Below are 19030 nucleotides of genomic sequence, written 5' to 3'. Positions count from 1 at the left end.
ATCCCCTCCCTTATTCATTCAAGAGAATCTGAAATAATGTCTTCTTCAAACTCGATCTCGTCTACCGGTTCCGCAGTATTGATACGGAATCGCGGTGCATAATAGGTCACTTGCCAAATGGCCTCGGCCAAGTGAAGCATGAGTCCTTTGTCAGCGGCCGTACTCGCGTACTCCCAATCACTCAGGAAACTGTTGTCAATCAGGCCTCCGAGGGTTCGTTGATCCGCAACCAACAGTAACCGAATTTCCTCGGCCAATGCTCTTACTTTCTGTTCGCCCCGTTCGATATCCGCATCATGAACGCTAATACCTATATGCACTTCCGCGTCTACTTCGTCGTAACTGCCATCGTATTCCTTAAACCGTTGCTTGGGCACCCAGACACTTACGGACGTGGAGATCCCGGCTAACATTCCCTCAACCTTATGATAGGTCTTAACCTCGTTCAGCTTTGGATCGGACTTCATCGCGGCGATGATCGCATCCAAGATTTCATCCAGCATCAATGTTCACCACCAATCACGAACAAGCGCACAGCTTCAGCGATAACCGGAACATCTTCCGGCTGAACCCCTAGATAAGGACGCGCCGGGATTCTTCGTTCCGGTACATTGGCCGATCGACGAAGGATGACTCCGTCACTGGTCGGAATCAGTAACGCCTTTTTGTTTTTCGGTTTGATGGTCATGCGGGGAATGGTTCCACCAAGTTGATGAATCCGTGCGTATTTCAGCGAGGAACCGATCTCTACGGATTGATCCGTGACACTTCCCAACATAATGCTTTTCCTTAAATCACCCGTACGTTGAAGCAACTTGTTACCACGGGCCTTCTCCATAGCGGCATCTTCATATTTCGCTCGAGTCGCCGTCCTTTTCGCGTTCTGCCACCTTTTCGTTTGTCTCAATCTCTGAACCGCTTCTTGCTCCATCGAACGGATGGTTTTTTCGCTACGTGGTTTCCACTTCGGGCGTCCTTCGACTGCAAAGTTCTCATGGACGGAACCTATCAAAATCGTACCGATCTTCCCCATGATCGGCCGTAATCGTTCACCACGTGCCGCCATACTCGCCAGTACATTACCGATCGCTTCGATTCCATTCGCTCCGTTTTCGACTCCGGGGCCGGAAGCTTCAGCTCGGATATAGACCTTCATGGAATCAGCCCCCAAGGATCGCGTGATGCGCGATCAAATTGATGCAAAGCCCTCTGTACTGCACTTTTATTAGGTGTCGTACTGGCCATTCTCGGACGAGATTCACGCACAGGCGGTTGCTGTCGAGTGACACCGGGCTCCCCGTTCAGCAAATCCTTCTCAATAACACGCTCGAGTTGCCGATCAGCTAATCGCTCATAATGAACGGACAGCGGGGTGTCCTCACGATAGTTCACCCCGCTAAAATGAAGCGTAAGCAAAAGAGCAGCCGCCTTGTACTTGCAGATGACCCGTATGATGTCAGGTACGGGATCCTGCAGAGGTACGACGTACTGCTCTTTTAAAACACTATCGATCATCGTTTGGGCATCTCGGATGAACTGCTCAACCATCTCATCACTGAAATCTTCGCTGTTCAACAGTTCATGCGTACTTAAAACATCCTGAGGCGAGCAATACACAAGCCTCACCCCTAGATATTTGTTGTCGGCGCAATCGTCGCGGATACAAACCAATTCGGGTGGAAAATACGGGGCAATCCGTATATTCCCACCGTGATATCCACGTGCGGGTTTTTCCTTTGACTTTCGTCCTCAATAAACGAGAATTTCCCAGGTTGAGGCTGATCTAAGCCACCGTTATGGAGGGTAATGGTTGAAGCAAAGTCCATCGGGACTTCTCCAGGCATACCCTCGCCTCGAATGATAAACTTGTTGGATGGGATGAACGGTACAAAGTTCCCTTTTCCATCGCCGTACCCTTCTGCATAGAGTTCAAACTCCAGTTCCGGGAACAGAAGGGGCAATGCTTTCGTGATATTCCTCGGGGAAAGCGTCGTAGCAAAAATACTTTGCTTCAAGAGATCACGAATCCCCTCATTTTGAGCCATCAATTTGGCTGCTCCGTAGTTGAAATATGCCTTTTTAGGTTTGGCACCCGTCCCCAAGAACAGTTCCAACATGTTTTCAATGTCTCCAATGATGTTATGGCTTGGATCCGTCCAGTCAAAGCTCGGCATATTAGTATTCGGAATGTTCGCAGGAACCGTAAACTTGACATTATTCTCATTAACTTGAATCTTTCCATTCACAAGCATCTGCCAACGGAGCCATTCAATCCGCGTTTCAAGACGCGTGTTCATTTCCATCGCTCGGCGGATCACCCGGTCACGCCCGGCACGCTGATTGTACGTGCCTTCACGACGTGCAAACAGCAGCTCCTCTTCATTCATCCGGTATGTTTCTTTCCAATATGCAGTTGCATAGGTTCGTGTGCTTTGACCTGGAAGAGTCACGATGCTCGGATCCGCATTTAAACTATGCGCGGAAGTCATCCCCTGCACCGCTTCGATGACATCAACCTCTACTTTTTCAGAGTACACACCCACAACCGGCGCAAACTCGTTACCGATAAACTTCGTGGGGTCAACAATCACGTTTCGAACGATATGTGTGATCTCTTGCGTAGTCGGAAAATTAAGCGCAAATGGCATTCTTCATCGCCTCCTTTTACTGTTATACCGGGATTACCAGAATGTTATCGGGAATTTCCCGGGCACCCAGGTCGCGAATAGCAATCGGATCTAAGCCGACAAGTTGATCTTTCCAGTAGACACCCCCGAGATCCGCTTGAGCAATCTTCGGTTGCGTGGAATCCATAACGGGATAAACCAGAACAACGAGCGCTTTTTGGCTACCATCAGCAACGTATAGGTAATCTCCATCATTGAGTGCCGCTTGAAGACTGGTTTGCACCGTGATCGCATCACCGTTGATAGCCTGAATGGTTCCAAGCTGTTGCACCCCGCTCCCATCCGAACGCATAACAGAAACGGTTTGTCCGACAGAAAACTTGATTCCGGTATCGGGAGACACGTTTATCACCTGCGGATTCCCAGGCTGTGTCGCTTTTACCGTCGTACGAATAACGGGACGGTAAAGACCATCGGCTGTACTCACACCAAGAATGGTTCCTTTGTCCAAATCCCCCGTGTTCGGGGCGATCGTTATAGGGATTGTATGACGTGATGGATGTACATGGATTTGCTTGTCAGCAAATGTTCTTCCCTCGGTCATGCCGGGGACATTGGGATTAAAGTTGTCAACATAGACCATGAATTAGGCCTCCTTTCTCGTGTCAGACAACACGTATTTGCCATCAGAAGTAACGGTAAAACCGAGCGCCTTCATATCCTCGTCAGCCAGTTTTTTGACAGCTTCCGGGCTGTCTGGTTCCGGCGGTTCTACCTGCGTACCAACTTGCCCCAACTTGACGCGAGATTCTTCTGGGAAGGCATCCAACATAGCAAAGATTTGATCCGATTGAGTCAATGACTTTCCATCCGCCAGTTTAATGACTTCTGTCCCGGTATCTGCAAGTAAAATGGGACGCACTTGCTGAAGAATGGCCGGCGGAATCCCTTTGGCAGTATACTCAGAGAGTTTTCGATCAATCTCCGCTTCTCGTTGTGCCCGTTTAATTTGTCGGTTTTCCTCTTCCAGTTGCTTCATACGAGCTTCGTACTCAGCCAGTTTTTTGCCTTCGTCGCTTCCCTTACCAGGGTTCCCATCCTCAGACTCTCTGTCTTTGCCCTCCTTTCTGCCAAACCACTCAGAAAGTTTGGCAGTAAAGCTACTGAGCAAACTATTCGTTTGTTTGACCTGTTCCAGAATCTCTTTTTCCATATAACCTACCTCCTCAAAATCGAGATAAAATGTATCTGGCGGATCCGCCAGTACACGCGCTTCCGGTAAGCGCGTAAGAAAAGGCTCGTTTGTAAGTGCGAGTGCTTCAAGCACTGCCCCTTTTAACGAGCCGGTTTCTTTATCTCGATAGTTTTCTTGATACTCTGGACTTGCATATCGGTACTGCTTGGTCTGAACCATCTTGGCCACTTCGTCATTAGTGGGTTCAGCTAGTGCAAATAAGAACTCCCCTTCTTGGACGAGTTCCTTAATCCATCCCTCTGCCTTCGCGCTTCCGAAGGTGGGGTCATCTGCTTTGTCGTGACCAATTCGTATGAAGGGATCGCGGCCGATCGTTTGCTTTTTAAAGTTATCGATCATCTCACTAAACATCTGTTGTGTCATCTTGATCCGACCGTATCGAGGATGAATCCATTCCCCGAGACGTCCGACAGGTATCTTCAGCAAATCTCACACCTCCTAACTTACCCATCCCTTTGGCAAAGGCTTTACAGATGACCAATCGAGAGCCTGCTTCGAGATCAGATCGGGTTGCACATCACTGAAAACCGGTGATAGCACGCAACGGCAGCGGCCATGAACAGGTGGAATATTGGAACCCAAATCATCCATAGACAGGATCTTGCCGTTTCGGCTCCCGCAAATCTGGCAAGTTCGAGCATCCATGATGGCCATATACCGAACATAATCCGCTCCATACTCGCGATACGAAAAAAGACGACCGCGATTATACGCATACGTCGTCTCTGTCGTCACGATTAAGCTGGCCCGGTTCATGTTATGTTCCAGCAGCTCCGCTATCTGTTCCTCCGCCCGTTGCCGGGGTAATCCGGCCAAATGCCTCAGCAAAATCTCCTTGATACCGGAAGTGATATCGTTCTCCACTTCTCCTGCAAGTACAATCGATCTTTGCTGCAATACTTTAATCGCGTCATGCGGAGTAAATGAATCGTCGTCATCTGCTTGTTCCAAATCGATTCCTGGGTATTTCGCGAGTCTCCGTTTTTTCTTTTTGAGGACGGCCTGGCAATCCTCTTCACCATGGGCTTGACCAGCCGTAAAAACAGCCGCCGAATGCTTAAACAAAATCGACGATAAGCGTTGATGATGCGTGAGATGAAATCCATGGATCGCATGTTCATTCGCCCCCAGTGGGATATGAGAGAATGCGGCTTTAAGCCATCGATCGTACTCGACCAACAGTTGATGTTCAGAGTCATTGAGATAACGTGTGACTTGCCTCTCCCATTTGTTCATACTGGCCCATTCTCCGGCAGCATATTTTGTGATTCATCGGGTTGATTCCCTTCCCAACGAACATAGTGGTTATATCTCCCCATTAGCTTAGCGGCTTGACTCGGATCCGGAGGTGATTCTACTTTTCGGGGAGGAATCCCCATGCTTTCTCTTACATGATCGAAATCCTCTTGCGTCGTCGGGTCAAGATATCCCGCATTAGTCATCTGAAAAAAGATATCGGACAACAACTTGCGATCTGTTTCGTTCATTTCCTTCTCTGGAAACGAACCGTAGTCTTTCTGAGGACCAAAATTCAGTTCGATCATGCGCCTTATGAACTGTTCAAGCAGGGCTTCTGTTAACTGCTTATAGATGCTATCGAGCATCATCTGGTAGATGTCGAAATGAGCCTGCCCAAGCGCATAGGAACCGGAACGCTGTCCCTCATCGAAAATCAGTGACGGTACGAGTAGGCCGCGCAGCATCATCTTGTTGAGATACGTGACCGTGTTGAAAAAGCCTTCAGCCATCCCTTGCCCCCCGCCGGCCAACGCTTTGATGTCTGTCGGCTTCTCTCCGGCTTCCCCATGAGCAAGGACAATTCCCGTACCATTTTGCACATTAGAGAGCAGGCGAGCAGAGTACACTAGGTTACTGATCAATTGCTCGGGATTTTCCGGATCCGGGAACTCGGCATCCGGGTCATTGATCAACGCGGCCAGGAGCGGGGTTCCGTATTTGTCCATGGCGTTAATCCACATTTTCAAAAGCGGATCTTTCAGCACCCAATTCTTGCGTATTCGCTTCAACTGACTTTCTCCATACGGGTTCCCGAATTTCTTGTTGTGCGTGTAGATAATCACTTTCTCGGTTGGGATTATTACAGGTGAACCCGCGAACCAACGGAATTGGGTCACCCCATCTTTGAGTAATCGGCCTGTCTCTCGATCTACATTGAATAGAATTGTCCTCGGATGATACGTAGCGAGATATTCCGGCAAAATGTACGCCCCGGAAGTTTTCCAAACGATCTCGGTCGCGCTGTATCCTGCCCACAGGGCAGACAAGATGTCTCGGACATAAAGCGGAAGGGAATCTTGCATCTGCTCTAAGGCATCATTCACGAAGATCTCCAGCTTTTTATCCGTCTCGTTTACGTATCGATCGAGCTTATTCAACACCGACATGATCATGAAGTCTAACCCGGCAGCAATCGTTTCGTCCGTGAGTACCATTTGCTCGTAATCATAGACGCGGTACCAATCGGGGTTACTGATCGCATTGTCAAACAAAAAGAACGTGGTATAGAGCTGACTTCCGATCTGCCCGACAACACGTCCTTTGGCTTGTTTTATTTCGTTGTCTCCCAAGCCTCTTCACCCCCTTTACGTCAAAGCGCCAATCCGATCGGCCGCAGTGGTACCCACGACACGACCGAAGGTTTTCTGTTTGTTCTTGCCTAACAACATGTACACAACGTATCGCAAAGCATCCATGCAGTGATCGAACTTTTTGATTGGTTTGTCCTCTCCGCGTTCTTGGGCTTTGATATCCCACACGTAACTTCCAAACTCTCGCAGCGTGTTCACGCAGGCACTTGAAACCTTGAGGATGTTCTCCGTAAGCGCTACAGCTACCGCCGAAATGCCCGGTAGTACATCATTATCCGCCGCCACGATGTTGCGGATCCCTCTCTTTTTGAGTTCTGTAATGAACCCTTTGGCCGCTGGATCGATCAGAATCCGACTGATGGTATACCCTTTGATGAATTCGATGAAGTCTTCTGCGTACTCGGACGGTGATTTACTCATTTCCGTCGCTTCTTCTTCCCCCGAAGAGGCTCCTCCGGAGTGGTAATACTCCTTAACCACATAGAGCTTCCCATGCAATTCCCCGATGAGAAGAAATACCGTCGCATTTGTATGGCCGTAGTCAACGCCGACATAGTATCTCTCAAAGCGATCAGGCAATTGGGAAGCCGGGATTTTATGGAGCTCCTCATTGAACATGTCATAGATCACACCCTCTGCAAGTACCCAGAGGCCCAAAATATAGCGCTTGTAGAACACGCCGGAGTACATATTCTCATAGCGCTTGATGGTTTCCTCATCCAACGAGAGGTTATCCCGCATGGTGAAGTGTAAGTTCAACGCATTCTTGCGCTCCAACTGATCAAGCCATTCCGTTTTGAACCAGTGATACGGTCCCGCCGGGTTACAGTTGAACCAGAACTTTGCCCCCTTGACCGAACAACGCGCAGTGGCCTGATCGACAAAGGACTTGGGCATGAGCGCCACTTCATCAAAGAACATACCGGCCAACGTGATCCCCTGAATAAGATCCTGTGAGCTTTCATCCTTACCTCCGAAGAGGTAGAAATAATTACTCCTACCGTTTTTCGTTATGGTCAGGTAGTTATCAGCCCGATGATCCCTGACCTTGTATTTTCTCGCCTTGAGCATCCGTTTCAGCGGCCCGATCACGTTCCGTCGAAGGGCGCCAATCGTCTTCCCCGCCATGCCGAAGTTCTCGTCACTGAACATCTCCATGGCCCACATGACAAAGGACTGAGACATGACGACCGTTTTCCCGGCACGCACCGATCCATCACAGATGATGGCATTTTTATTGGCGTGTGGACTCACACCGGGGATCCACCAGGTCAGGACTTGCTTTTGCTTATGAGAAAACGGCTTGAACTTGAAAGGTGCAACTTTCAGCTTTGCTGAAGCTTTGCCGGGATCTCTTGGCTTCCAGTTTTTCAGCCGCATGAAGCGCTCGTGAAAAGCCTGTTCATTCCTCAGAGGTATCATGCTTCCATACCTCCTTTGCATTGCCCTTCAAGGCCTCTAGGAAACCATCATCCTCAGTTTCCTCATCCTCCTCCTGAGGCATAATCTTGTACATCTCGATATCAAGTTTCTGCCTATCTTTTTCATCGAGGATACCCAGGGTTTGCCGCTGCATTTTTTGCACTTTCTCTAAAGCGTTGACAACATTCAGTAGCTTGGAATCGTTCAACGCATCAACCACTTCAGTAACGATCTTCTCATCGAACTCTCCCGGGCCATAACCGGTACGAAGTTTCTCAACGATACGATAGAACTCGTTGGGATCCGCAAGCGCCCGTTCAATCACGTCCAGCAACTTCGAGGACAATAAAAAATGACGAGCAGTCGCTTTGGCGATGTCGTCACTTATAATTTCTGCTGTTTTTTCGGCGGTTTTTTGTGCCACGGAAGTGCGGTGTTTGTGCCTCTTCCCCGTCCAATCGTTCTCAGCGGCATACTTCTTGATTGTGTCGAAGGGAACCCCATACTTTGTTGAGAGTTCTTTCAAAGTACAAGGCTTTTTGCGGATATCGGTCACATATTCCGTCTCGATCTCGAGCCACGAAATACTCTTCTCACTTTGTAGCACCGATCCGGAACGTTCCGCTTCGTTCGGAGCGCTCCGTTCCAATTGGAGCGTTTCATATAATTGAGAATCCCACACATCCTTAGCTTTCCATCCGCGGACAGTCCCCTCCGATACGCCAAGCTCATCAGCGATCTCTTTTAGTTTCATCGTCCCGCCGCTTGCTTTCCAGAGTTCAAATGCTTTATCACGATCAGGACTCCTTGCTCGTGCCACTACATCTCACCCACCTCCGGTTTGTTTGTGTTGATTTTGCGAAGGAAAAAGCTTGTTTTCGGACGAATATATCAATGACAAGGAGGTGTTCACTATGATTTATAAAGTATTAACTTTTTTTGAATCAAAGATGTTAAAGTCAAACAAGAAGTTAAGAAAACATTATGAGAAATACTCTCTAGAAGAATTAAAATTACTATCTATTAGTTACGAAATAAGCGATATTTTTTTTGATGAATTCCCAAAAGCAACCAACTTCTCGTTCGGTAGCATTCTTATTCCCTTTATTACACTAATACTTACCTCTATATTCTCTTTGATAATTGCTATTATCAGCCAAGCAAATAATTTGACAGACGACAAAGCGAAAATTAGGTCTTTTTTAATAAGCATGATTCAAGATTTAAAAAATGGTATTTCTGAAGCTTTCTTTCCAACTATCTTATATCTTATTGTTAGCTATATATTAGTAAGTCTCATACTTATTATGATAAGGGCTATTTTGCGAAAAAGATACCTTGTTATTAAAGAAATACTGGTCGAAAGGGAAAACAATGAGATAACAAAAAAGAATTAATTGCTTAACTTCCACAACCATCTGTTATCGATGGTTCTTTTTTCAAAAGAAAAAGCACCCGAAGGTGCTCTTATAATCCACGTTTTTTGATTATTTTTTTATATTTATTTTTCAGTAATGTTTTCTCTTTATCTATTCGATCAATGATAATATCTATGGCAGATATAATTTTTGATAATTGTTGTTCCAGTATATGATCCCTTCCAGAAATCCTTGGCCAAAAATCAGTGTTTAACCATTTTTCAAATTCAAGTGTACTTGAATAACTTAGAAAAGAAGTATATTCCAATAATTCGTATGCAGTAATCCCGCCAATTTCATAATTTATTCTCCGTTCTGCTTCAGCAAAAAAATCCGCTTTTGCCAAAACTATCTGCCATAGCTCTTCTCCCTCATTCTCTGGACAATCATATTCGCGAAATTCTTCAAGAATGTCTTTAACTCTTTCAATCGCTATCATTTTTCGCATAAACGTGCTCATGAAATGATCTTCATCCTGTTTCTGTAAAGTTATCCTTACTCCCAATAACGTTATTGCTCCCCCAATAATAGATCCTATGAAGCCAATTATTGCTGCCAAAATTGTATTATCAAAGCTCATTTTATCCCTCCCACCTCAAAATTCGGCAAGAGGATACAATTTCCTACAAACACTTTTCGTCAAATTCCGACACACCAATAGTTGCTTGTATCAAACAGGAACTAATTCTTCTGCATAAAATTTATTATCCCCCTCAAAATGAGAGTATATTCTCCATCTACTTGCATTTCTTTACCCTAACTCCTAGCGTTGTGCCCTCGCTAGGAGTTTCTTTTCTGTCTTCTTTGATACTCACTCTGAAGAATATGAACACATCCTTTTACATAGAGTATATTGTCCTGCTCGAATAGCAGGGCCGCTCTCCGCACGCCGGGTAAATTTCGCCGTTTCTCCTAGTGGGATATTCTCGCTAGGAGTTTGTTTTATTCCTTCGCTCCGTGAGGGGAGTGTCGGATATCTTGCAATCCCGACGCCAAGATGAACCTGACGCATTTTTGTTCTATTATGGTTCAGGAACCCTCATGACAATCGGCTCATACGCCTTTTCGATATTGACCTTCACGACGCCATACCCATGCTATTTGTGCTCCTCATATACTTTTTCTGCTTCTTTTTCCGTTTCAAAACGCAAAAGGTCTACTGGTTTGTAGTTGTTGGTTAAGATAACACCGTATTTTTTCATAGTTGATCACCTCTTTTGTCAAAAACGCGATTTACTCTAGTATATTTTTCTGTAGATTAGAGATACTATTTAATGCTTGCACTTGACCCCTTCCATTTTCATATGCCACCAATCAGGTGGCTCTTTTTTATTCATAAAAAGACCGCCTGTTTCCAGACGGCCAAAAATCGGCAAAAAAGTGATGGAGAAATTGCGATGGTATAGAAAGATTCCGCCTACTTCCTCGTTGCTGTTGTACCATTCGCTACAATACCATACTAGCATGTCAAGATTGCTAAAAACCGCAAAGTTACCGCAATGAAACCGCAACAGAAGCGCAATGAACCGATTTTTCCAATCTTATATTTCAGATTTTTATCTTTTTAGTATTCAGAAATTATAAATCCACTTTTATGTATTCATTTGCCTTTTTCATTAACTTCTCGATATCTTCATCCAAATTAAGTGAATGCATCTTTCTATGACAATTAGGACAGAGAGCGACCGTATTTTCAATTGTATCTGGTCCACCTTTTGATAACCAAACAATATGGTGTGTTTCTAAATAAGGTTGTCCTTTTTTGTCCGTAAAAGGAGCAGGCTTTTCACATAATTGACAATAGCCTCTTGCTCTTCTCTTTGCATACTCAGAAACAAATGGATCCCTATCATAGGTTTGAGAAATTATCTTCCTGATTCCAGCTTTAGACTTTGGAAGGCTTGCTCTCTTTAAAAGTTCTTTATCGTCCAACTTTCTTACTTTCTTCTCGTTTTGCTCATGTCCATTTTTTATTACTGATTCCGGTAAAGCGTTTATAGACGTGTCATTCACAAATTCAAGAGGGAAAATCCACACCTTTCGCTTATTTCCTTCTTCATCAAGCTGGTATTCCTGATAAGGTTCCCCATGGAGTTTAACCTGTCCCCAGAATATATAATTATTGGGTTCAAAGACTTCAAAGAAATAAACTTCTATCCCATTTTCATTTGATTCGTAAAGAGTTTTGTTTTGCATAAAAGTTAGGCTTTGATCCCCTATCTTCCCCATTCCGGTATAATGGATAATCTCCCCATCCCATCGATCGTCATATAATGATTTAGTATGATCTGAAATTAAGACTAGAGTATTTGTTTCGTTTGAACGTCGCATCCCTCCGGATATACCACATTTAAAGATCCTCATGAGTTTTTCATTGGTGATTACTTCTCCACGCTTAAGTCCGTGATTAAATGACATTCAATCACCCCATTGTAGCTTGAATATCTTCGATTGCTTTTCGTATTTCCAGCAGCAAAGTAAAATAAGTTTATAAATTTTTCACTCTAATTCGTTATATTTTTTATTAGAGCCATACGCTTTCTCAATCGGATATTTCTCAGCATTCTTTTTAAGTTTATCGAGTATGGCTTGCTCAATATCAATATCTAACTCATGAGCTAATAGGAGAGTATAAATAGCAACATCTGCAAGCTCATCCTTCAAATTTTGATAATTTTCCTTTATAGCTTCTTCACTGCTTCTCCACTGAAAATTCTCCAGCAGTTCACTAGCTTCCAAGGTTAATGATATTGCAAGATCTTTAGGATTGTGAAATTGCTTCCAATTACGATCATCTCTAAATTTAATCACTTCTTTCATTAGAAGATTCATCTTCATTCGCCTCCTTATTCTTGTCTTCGAGAAAAGAAACATATTCCTACACGTATAATAGCACTATTAAAAACTAATATTTGAAAAGGATCACCCTTCTGTGATCCCTGAAAGCATTGCAAACTCGCAGATGGCCTCTCGCTTCCAATAGTCATGAGTTCGCTCTGAAATACCGAGCTTCCGTGCAACTTCAAATACACTTCTCTTCTCGATGTACCGCATCCGCAACAGCTGCTCCAAATGAGGCGCATACGACCTCAACTCCTCCAACGCCTGCTCAATTGCTTCTTTTTCTGATTTCAAGCGTTCGGCTTCTACTCTCCATCTCCGCATAGCGATCTCATCCGTAGTAACATGCCCCTCCACGTCCACACTCGCCTCGACCCCAAAAGGACGTGTACCGATCATAAGTCCTCGGATTTCATCCAGAGCCTTCTCGTCCTCCTCATCATCCCCCCGGATCGCATGGAACAGCGTCTCAGCTTTCTGGACATGAATGTGTTCCTTGACATCGGTTGTGTATGCGCGGCCAACGGTTGCAAGATGCTCGATCTTTGCTTGCGGAACACGGATCGAAGTGACCAACCCAATCCCTTGTGCTTTCCGTTCCGCGGATCGAATGAGTGCAGTTAACTTCGGATACCGCTTCAACATAGCAACCACTTGTTTCTCTACTTGCTCATAGGTCATCTTTGGAAGCACCTCCACGAAAGCCAACTGTTCCATGTCTCTCTCCCCCTTGTCTTAATTAGAAACGCCTAAAAGAGGGACTAAGCCCTCTCTTTACTTTCTTCGTCATTACATTCATCACAAATTGGCGATCCGTCTTCATCTATATACACCCAGTCGCCTTCCTTGCCGCAGATAGAGCAAGCTTCATAGTATTCTTTCCAGCTCATTCATCTCACCTCGCATTCCTCACACCTCCACTCCACACGCTCTCAACGCCGCCTTCGCGATCGCCTCTGGCGCGGTTGATTCTTTGGCGCTATATAAATTTCCAACGCATTCTCTTTTCCAGACGTAACACCATACGCCGTCTTCCCGAATGTCTACAGCCACGTTGTAGCCACGTTCTTTGAGTGATTCTACGACTCTCCATGCATCGGCTATGTTTGTGGTATATTCAGGCAAATCTCTATGACCGCAACTAGGTACACCAGATTCCCATGCGCTAAGCGCAAGTTCGACCTCTTCCTCCGTCCAGTTCTCCACGTATAAGGCCACCAACGCATCCCGTTCGCGATTGCTCATTTCTGACCAGTTCATTTTGAGTCACCACCTTTGAGTGCTTGGCGGGCTTTAACAGCGAAATAAAGGCTATCCTCCTTTGATATCTCCTCCAACGCTTCCCTGAAGCGTCTGTTTTCTTCCTCCAATCGCTCCACCTCATTCAGAAGCGCCGGCACATCTTCTCTGGCGTGGGCGATGAATTCGGCGTCTGCTTCCACTTGCTCGGATGTACAAGGTTCGCTCCACGAGATTAACCCTCCATCACTGTCAACAATTGTCCGTTTCTCAGATTTAATCATCGTCGGTACGTAAAAAACTACATCGTCTCCAACGTCCTCGCGGTGAATAGACCACGGCCCCGGCGTCGCGCGGTTCACTCGCTCACGAATCGCTTGCAGTTGCTCTTTGTTCACGCACTTTCCACCTCCGCTATCAGCTGGTCAACTGCCGCAAGATAATCAACCGGCACCCCGCGTCCTGACCCCACTTGCAGGCACAACCGATCAAACTCATCAAGCGGTATGCTTTTTCTTCCTCCCGTTTGCGCCGCTGTCCACGCATACAACAGGTGCTTCACTGTCAGTAGATAAACGGCATGTTGCTTCACGAACTCGACGAGTACAAATGCGATCCCACCATGCTGATCGACTTTCCGCAAGTGCTCCACCTGGTGCTCGTGAATGTCCTTTATCGGCCAAGCGGTCAGCGAATGTGTGGACTTTGCCTCGAACTCAATCGCCCGGCCTCGGTAAACACCTGTGTAATCAACCGTGCTTTGCTTCTCAAACACCGCTATGTGATGTCCTCGAACTTTCGTGTGAGATATGACTTTCATAGGTGTGGGACGCTTTGTTATCAGCGCCAGCCCGCGCCGGTTATAGATATCGTTTGTCATGTTGATGAGCGCCTCGAATCCCATTCCCCGGTTGGCATGTGTCACCTAGCATTCACCTCCGCGTCGAATATGGTCAATTGATTATCTTCATAGTTCATAAAGAGTAATTCAGTTCTCTTTGGACGACATGTTCCTTTTTTAACCACTTGTGAACTTGTAAATGAATCAATCTCTATACGACGCCATCCTTTATATAATTGATTGATCATATCATGTTCGTAATACGAAAAGCTTTCCCTTTGATCGTTTCAAGAAGATCCGCCAATTCAATGTGATCTGTTTTCTTGAATCCTCCCTTATAGCGGTTCTCGTTTCCCACGTACGGCGGATCCACTTAGAATACTGTATATGGTGAATCGTAGACTTGGATGACCTCACGAAAATCTCGGCATTCGATTTGTACATATTTGAAACGCTCAGCAAATGCTTTGAGAAGAGATATGCTCGTATGAAAATCTTTAGCCGGGTTTCTTGTGTTACCATGGCGCCATCCAGAACGATGATTATTTCCTGCTGCAACAGCTGATCGATTGATATAAAACCATCGAACCGCTCTTTCAAAGGGTTCTGCCGGCCACTCTTCCCATTTCCATCGTTCATAAAGTGCTCGGCTGTATGGCAATGTTTCTAATGCGGCTGCCATTCGGTCCGGATCTTTCCTCAGTTCAAGCAGAAAATTTACAACTTCTCCATCGATGTCATTGTATACCTCGAATTCTGCCGGTGGCTTTTGGGTCAGAACATGCGCTCCTCCAGCAAATGGTTCAACATAACACCGATGTTGTGGAATAAGGTTTATAATTATCTGAGCTAGTTTGCATTTGCCGCCATACCACAAGAGAGGAGATCTGATTCTTACATGGCTCATTCATCCCACACCCCCGGTTGACGTGTGATTTCTACCGATCCAGTACCACCATCCAGCAAGTTTTCATCAGACTGACAAACTGGACAAACAATCACAGATTGGTCTTCAAAAGCTGTTTCTACCCCGAACAAAACGTTGCAATCTTCGCAACAGTACAGATGCATCTCAAGACCTTGCATTCTTTCCTCTCCCCCTCGGCCCACGATACTTGACAACAAAACCTGTTTGCTCTGGCTCAATCCGAACTTCTTGATATCTCCCTCGCAGTCCATCGGCCACCATCTTTGCCGTCTCTCGCTGGGGAAAAGGGAACGTTGTAAGCCATCCCAACTCTTCTACGTCAACCGGCTTTCTATATGCGCTCTGCTTCATTTGGCCCCCTCCCTTCTCTCCCTCGCATATCGGATTTTGCAGAACGCACAGAGCCTTAACCCGATACCCTTTGCCTCTCTTAGTTCCCGTGGTTCCGCGCTCTTTCCGCTTCCACAGTCCTGATAGAGATGGTAGACTTGCGTTCTTCGATTCTCGAATTGTGCAACATACACGGTGTCTGGCAACTCTAACTTGTTCTCATCTACAAACTGCGGAGCCACCGGCTTAGTTGATTCCTTGATCTTTGACTTTGTCAGAGGCTTTTTTGGCGGCCCCAGGAGCTTGTCCAGCCGTTCACGCTCCTCGTCCGTCAATTTCCGAACCGTACACTCGCTCACGTATGTTTGACCCGCTGCACCGAAGCGTGGTAAGCCATGTTTGTATTTACTCACGCTCGCTCTCATCCGCCCGTTTCTCCTCTCTCAACAATTTCTGCAAATCTTGAACTCGGATCACAAGAGAATATTTTCGTGCTACTCGACTACGCACTCGCAAATCCGCATCGCAAATATCAGCGATCAACTTTTGCGTGAACAGGTTCATCAATATCCTCTCTCCTGTCTCTCGTGATTGATAGCATTCTTGCGGAAGTAACCTTCCTCGATCTGCTCCCAGGTGAAACCGAGCATTTCGCCAAGCCCGAGGAATAATCTTGTGAATTCGAACCAGTCACCGGCTGTTACAAATGGAAAATCCATCCTCGCTTTGTCCAAAGTGTAGATAAAATGCTCGGTTATGTTTTTGCTTGTATCTGATTCCATGTGTATGATTTCTATCTCGTATAAATCCGGCACATGAAGCTCAATTCCAATCGACAACGTAAAATGCAGGCAATCGACGTACTCTTCGAGGAGCGGGTTTCTAAACTCGAGTGAACATCCATATTTCCCGAACTTATTTTGGTTTATAGTTTCCCTAGTCCTCGGCTCCCGATCATTGCTCCAAAACTTGAAACCTCTCCAACAATTGGCCAATTCCCCGAGTTCCACTTGCAGAGCCAATATCTTTTGCGGCAACAAATCCTGCCCCTCAAGTCCCTTTTCGCGGATGATGTGCTCGTCCAGTTTGCGTTGTGCTTCAAACAGCTTCTGTAGGTTCATCAATTTCAACCTCCCCTCCCATCAACTCGTTTAGTACCCTTCTCGACTCGTCAGCACTCAGATCCGTGATGTTCTTTCTCTCCCCAAGAGCATACTCGATGATATCCAACTGCATCGTCCGTCCGCATTGAAGCATGCTAAACGCGATTATCAACTTGAGTTGCAGCGACTTTTGAGGTGTCAGCGTAGAAACAACCGCGCCCATAATCTCACGCTCCTTGCAATCGGTAATTGAGTTCCTGGCCGTTCACTCTTTCTAAGTCTGTAAGCTGCATAATCACCGTGTAATCCTTACACATCTCGTAAATCCGGCTTCCGATCCCCTCGTCGATAGCGACCAATTCATCCACGTCCTTCTCTGATGACACCATGATCGGCTTATTGTTCAGGTACCGGTAGTTGATCACGTTGAAGATGCACTCCAGTTGAAAGGGAGTCGGCTCTTTGCGGCCTTTGTAAAGGTCATCCCACAGAAGGACATCGACCGATTTCATGACCTGAAGCTTTTCCTCCATGAGGTCAAGGTTGTCTTTGATGTCCCCGAACCCCTCGACGTGCGGAAAGTACAGTACAGAGACGCCTTTTGCGATCAAGTTGTTTGCAATTGCAACGAGAAGATGAGTTTTCCCCGTTCCTGGAACACCAAGAAGCGCAATGCTGTTTCTCCTTGTAGCGCGGATCTCCTCAAATCGCTTCAGGTAATCCCGAGCGCATTCGTATGCAGATTTGACGCATAACGGCCGTCCTTCCGTTGCGAAGTTTCGGAATCCGAGACTACGAAGCTCGTCGGTCATTTGCGAGGATCTCATCAAGCGCTGTGCTTTTTTTCGTTCCAGGCATCCGCACAAACGCCAATATTCACGTCCATCATCCCCGCGAACAAGAAGTCCCCCTTGGTCTTTGCAAACCTCGCAGTCATATATCCTCTGCGGGTCGCCCGATCCAACCGACTTGATTCCCGGTGATGGACACGACATTGTTTTTTCGCGAAGTCGTTGGAGAATGGCTTGAATTCCTTGCATTTTGTCTCCCTCCCTGTTTGGCAGGTGAAACCTGTTCTTTCCCGGCTGCTATTTCCGACTGGGCCTGCATATGTCGCCTGTAGTCGTCGATTGTACGTATCCCCCTGTCGATCCAATTGTTCAAAACGGTCCAGAGATATTTGGGATACTCAGCTGCATTGTTGCGAGCATCCTCAAGCGCTAGGAGAATGACCTCGATGTCCATACCGTCATCGATGTAGCTATTGACCATGTCATAGTGATGCTGCTTCATGGTGACACGGAACATTTGTTCGAATTCTTGTTTAAGCGTATCCCAGGGGTTTTGTATACACGCGCGCGCGTCTATCCATCCTTCCTGCATTCCTTCCTTCTTTCTTTCTATAGTGTCAGGGAAGTTGTCAGGAGAGTTGTCGGCAAAGTTGTCGGCAAACCTGTCAGGGAAGTTGTCGGCAAAGTTGTCAGTGTGGCTGACAACTTCCTTGACCACTTTGATGTTGTCAGGAGAGTTGTCAGTCTGGCTGACAGGTTCCTTGACAACTCGTTTCTGTATCGCAGATATGAGGTCGAACTCTAAGGTGTATGTACCATCTGCTTTTCCTCTTGCTGGAGGTTTATAGTGTATGAGTCCCGCCTGCGTCAATTTATGGCGGCACTTATTAAGGGATTCCCGGTTCTTAAAACCCGCTTTGTAGATCAGTTCGGTATTGGTCATCACGAATGTTCTAGCCCAGGCCAATTTCATACTTTTGCGCCACAGCGCCAAAAGCAGGGCTAGGCCCTCAGGCCCGAACAGTTCGAGTCCACCAATATCCTCAAGCTGATCTAACAGGGCTTCAAGTGATGGCTTGTCCAAGGGAATCCCTCCTTTCGTGCAAATAATCTGCTAGATAATAGGTTCACAATCACTTCTTCACGAACACGACTTTCTTCCACTCTCCGCCGATCCGGACGCCGGCGGCTATCATTACACGGTCATTCACGTTCATTCCCCCATTAGTTTCGTACAAAAGGATTTAAACAGCCTCCTCGGCAAAATCAAAAACTTCTACTTCATCACCGTCATCGGTTACAACTATTCTTCCTTTGCCTAAAGTGCCAAAAAGTCCATAAGCGGCCCAATTGCATCCGTAACCTTCGTCCCTACCTTTCATTCCATCCGAGCCTTTACCATTGACACGTCCAATACAATTCACATAAGCTTCATTTGCTTCTCCCTCTGCATCAATAAAGTCTTGAACAGAGCTAATATGACCACAAGCTGGACATTTGAATTTCCAATCCCGAATATTTTTCCCGAATCGTTTCATAGCTTCTTCACGCCATTCCTCAACGGTTTGTTTAATCATGAAGATAGCCTCCTTCATCAATAATCTAGTCGTTTCAATTCATAGGGCG

29 protein-coding genes are annotated in these 19030 nt (G+C 46.2%); 1 reads left to right on the top strand and 28 read right to left on the bottom strand.

The window, feature by feature from the left end; translation table 11 throughout:
• Positions 1-14: 14 nt before the first annotated feature.
• Genes DNHGIG_RS07665 through DNHGIG_RS07620 form a run of 10 tightly spaced genes read right to left on the bottom strand, consistent with a single transcriptional unit; the run spans position 15 to position 8733 of the window.
• Positions 15-503, bottom strand: coding sequence for a hypothetical protein (locus DNHGIG_RS07665; RefSeq protein ID WP_282199117.1), 489 nt, complete (start codon positions 501-503; stop codon positions 15-17).
• On the bottom strand, positions 503-1156 hold the full coding sequence (locus DNHGIG_RS07660; RefSeq protein ID WP_282199116.1) for a phage virion morphogenesis family protein: 654 nt from the start codon (positions 1154-1156) through the stop codon (positions 503-505). The genes DNHGIG_RS07665 and DNHGIG_RS07660 overlap by 1 nt, the downstream gene beginning before the upstream one ends.
• Positions 1153-1617, bottom strand: coding sequence for a phage protein Gp36 family protein (locus DNHGIG_RS07655; RefSeq protein ID WP_282199115.1), 465 nt, complete (start codon positions 1615-1617; stop codon positions 1153-1155). The genes DNHGIG_RS07660 and DNHGIG_RS07655 overlap by 4 nt, the downstream gene beginning before the upstream one ends.
• Before the next feature lie 11 nt (positions 1618-1628).
• Positions 1629-2648: a major capsid protein gene (locus DNHGIG_RS07650; RefSeq protein ID WP_282199114.1), complete on the bottom strand. Its 1020-nt coding sequence runs from the start codon at positions 2646-2648 to the stop codon at positions 1629-1631.
• Positions 2649-2670: 22 nt separating this feature from the next.
• Complete coding sequence (locus DNHGIG_RS07645; protein ID WP_282199113.1) at positions 2671-3270, bottom strand: hypothetical protein; 600 nt, start codon at positions 3268-3270, stop codon at positions 2671-2673.
• Positions 3271-3273: 3 nt separating this feature from the next.
• Positions 3274-4308 (bottom strand): phage protease, encoded by a 1035-nt coding sequence (locus DNHGIG_RS07640; protein WP_282199112.1) that lies wholly within the window; start codon positions 4306-4308, stop codon positions 3274-3276.
• Positions 4309-4320: 12 nt separating this feature from the next.
• Positions 4321-5118: a minor capsid protein gene (locus DNHGIG_RS07635; RefSeq protein ID WP_282199111.1), complete on the bottom strand. Its 798-nt coding sequence runs from the start codon at positions 5116-5118 to the stop codon at positions 4321-4323.
• The gene (locus tag DNHGIG_RS07630; protein ID WP_282199110.1) at positions 5115-6470 is read right to left on the bottom strand and encodes a phage portal protein family protein; all 1356 of its coding nucleotides are present in this window, start codon (positions 6468-6470) and stop codon (positions 5115-5117) included. Before DNHGIG_RS07630 ends, DNHGIG_RS07635 begins: the two co-directional genes overlap by 4 nt.
• A 15-nt stretch (positions 6471-6485) precedes the next feature.
• The gene (locus DNHGIG_RS07625; protein WP_282201378.1) at positions 6486-7871 is read right to left on the bottom strand and encodes a PBSX family phage terminase large subunit; all 1386 of its coding nucleotides are present in this window, start codon (positions 7869-7871) and stop codon (positions 6486-6488) included.
• Between the two features lie 22 nt (positions 7872-7893).
• Entirely contained in the window at positions 7894-8733 is an 840-nt protein-coding gene (locus DNHGIG_RS07620; RefSeq protein ID WP_282199109.1) for a phage terminase small subunit-related protein, read from the bottom strand.
• 94 nt (positions 8734-8827) lie between these two features.
• On the opposite strand from DNHGIG_RS07620, the gene DNHGIG_RS07615 reads away from it, so the two are divergent.
• Positions 8828-9310 (top strand): hypothetical protein, encoded by a 483-nt coding sequence (locus DNHGIG_RS07615; protein ID WP_282199108.1) that lies wholly within the window; start codon positions 8828-8830, stop codon positions 9308-9310.
• 70 nt (positions 9311-9380) lie between these two features.
• Here DNHGIG_RS07615 and DNHGIG_RS07610 read toward each other — a convergent pair whose 3' ends face one another.
• The 18 genes from DNHGIG_RS07610 to DNHGIG_RS07525 form a co-directional block, all read right to left on the bottom strand.
• Positions 9381-9911 carry a hypothetical protein gene (locus DNHGIG_RS07610; protein WP_282199107.1) on the bottom strand — a complete coding sequence of 177 codons (531 nt, stop codon included), beginning with the start codon at positions 9909-9911 and terminating at the stop codon, positions 9381-9383.
• Between the two features lie 998 nt (positions 9912-10909).
• Positions 10910-11749 (bottom strand): HNH endonuclease, encoded by an 840-nt coding sequence (locus DNHGIG_RS07605; protein ID WP_282199106.1) that lies wholly within the window; start codon positions 11747-11749, stop codon positions 10910-10912.
• Between the two features lie 81 nt (positions 11750-11830).
• Positions 11831-12163 carry a nucleotide pyrophosphohydrolase gene (locus DNHGIG_RS07600; protein ID WP_282199105.1) on the bottom strand — a complete coding sequence of 111 codons (333 nt, stop codon included), beginning with the start codon at positions 12161-12163 and terminating at the stop codon, positions 11831-11833.
• A gap of 90 nt (positions 12164-12253) precedes the next feature.
• Complete coding sequence (locus DNHGIG_RS07595; protein ID WP_282199104.1) at positions 12254-12889, bottom strand: DUF1492 domain-containing protein; 636 nt, start codon at positions 12887-12889, stop codon at positions 12254-12256.
• Between the two features lie 44 nt (positions 12890-12933).
• Positions 12934-13062 carry a hypothetical protein gene (locus tag DNHGIG_RS07590; RefSeq protein ID WP_282199103.1) on the bottom strand — a complete coding sequence of 43 codons (129 nt, stop codon included), beginning with the start codon at positions 13060-13062 and terminating at the stop codon, positions 12934-12936.
• A 19-nt stretch (positions 13063-13081) separates the two neighbouring features.
• Positions 13082-13432: a BC1872 family protein gene (locus DNHGIG_RS07585; RefSeq protein ID WP_282199102.1), complete on the bottom strand. Its 351-nt coding sequence runs from the start codon at positions 13430-13432 to the stop codon at positions 13082-13084.
• Positions 13429-13809, bottom strand: coding sequence for an ead/Ea22-like family protein (locus tag DNHGIG_RS07580; RefSeq protein ID WP_282199101.1), 381 nt, complete (start codon positions 13807-13809; stop codon positions 13429-13431). The genes DNHGIG_RS07585 and DNHGIG_RS07580 overlap by 4 nt, the downstream gene beginning before the upstream one ends.
• Positions 13806-14336 carry a Holliday junction resolvase RecU gene (locus DNHGIG_RS07575; protein ID WP_282199100.1) on the bottom strand — a complete coding sequence of 177 codons (531 nt, stop codon included), beginning with the start codon at positions 14334-14336 and terminating at the stop codon, positions 13806-13808. Before DNHGIG_RS07575 ends, DNHGIG_RS07580 begins: the two co-directional genes overlap by 4 nt.
• Positions 14337-14625: 289 nt before the next feature.
• Positions 14626-15159 (bottom strand): DNA adenine methylase, encoded by a 534-nt coding sequence (locus DNHGIG_RS07570; protein ID WP_282199099.1) that lies wholly within the window; start codon positions 15157-15159, stop codon positions 14626-14628.
• Positions 15156-15338 (bottom strand): FmdB family zinc ribbon protein, encoded by a 183-nt coding sequence (locus DNHGIG_RS07565; protein ID WP_282199098.1) that lies wholly within the window; start codon positions 15336-15338, stop codon positions 15156-15158. Before DNHGIG_RS07565 ends, DNHGIG_RS07570 begins: the two co-directional genes overlap by 4 nt.
• Positions 15325-15531 carry a hypothetical protein gene (locus tag DNHGIG_RS07560; protein WP_282199097.1) on the bottom strand — a complete coding sequence of 69 codons (207 nt, stop codon included), beginning with the start codon at positions 15529-15531 and terminating at the stop codon, positions 15325-15327. Before DNHGIG_RS07560 ends, DNHGIG_RS07565 begins: the two co-directional genes overlap by 14 nt.
• Complete coding sequence (locus DNHGIG_RS07555) at positions 15528-15935, bottom strand: hypothetical protein (protein WP_282199096.1); 408 nt, start codon at positions 15933-15935, stop codon at positions 15528-15530. The genes DNHGIG_RS07560 and DNHGIG_RS07555 overlap by 4 nt, the downstream gene beginning before the upstream one ends.
• A complete protein-coding gene (locus DNHGIG_RS07550) occupies positions 15916-16077 on the bottom strand; it encodes a hypothetical protein (protein ID WP_282199095.1) in 162 nt (53 codons plus the stop codon). The genes DNHGIG_RS07555 and DNHGIG_RS07550 overlap by 20 nt, the downstream gene beginning before the upstream one ends.
• Complete coding sequence (locus DNHGIG_RS07545) at positions 16074-16631, bottom strand: dUTP diphosphatase (RefSeq protein ID WP_282199094.1); 558 nt, start codon at positions 16629-16631, stop codon at positions 16074-16076. The genes DNHGIG_RS07550 and DNHGIG_RS07545 overlap by 4 nt, the downstream gene beginning before the upstream one ends.
• Positions 16609-16836, bottom strand: coding sequence for a hypothetical protein (locus DNHGIG_RS07540; protein ID WP_282199093.1), 228 nt, complete (start codon positions 16834-16836; stop codon positions 16609-16611). The genes DNHGIG_RS07545 and DNHGIG_RS07540 overlap by 23 nt, the downstream gene beginning before the upstream one ends.
• A 4-nt stretch (positions 16837-16840) precedes the next feature.
• The gene (locus DNHGIG_RS07535; protein WP_282201377.1) at positions 16841-17608 is read right to left on the bottom strand and encodes an ATP-binding protein; all 768 of its coding nucleotides are present in this window, start codon (positions 17606-17608) and stop codon (positions 16841-16843) included.
• On the bottom strand, positions 17547-18488 hold the full coding sequence (locus tag DNHGIG_RS07530) for a DnaD domain protein (RefSeq protein ID WP_282199092.1): 942 nt from the start codon (positions 18486-18488) through the stop codon (positions 17547-17549). Before DNHGIG_RS07530 ends, DNHGIG_RS07535 begins: the two co-directional genes overlap by 62 nt.
• Positions 18489-18648: 160 nt before the next feature.
• The gene (locus DNHGIG_RS07525; RefSeq protein WP_282199091.1) at positions 18649-18981 is read right to left on the bottom strand and encodes a VVA0879 family protein; all 333 of its coding nucleotides are present in this window, start codon (positions 18979-18981) and stop codon (positions 18649-18651) included.
• Positions 18982-19030: the final 49 nt, after the last annotated feature.

Origin of the sequence: Collibacillus ludicampi, assembly GCF_023705585.1 — a bacterium.
GTDB classification, from domain to species: Bacteria; Bacillota; Bacilli; order Tumebacillales; family BOQE01; genus Collibacillus; species Collibacillus ludicampi.
The sequence above is the reverse complement of the archived record's forward strand: the minus strand, read 5'-3'. Positions and strand labels throughout refer to the sequence as shown.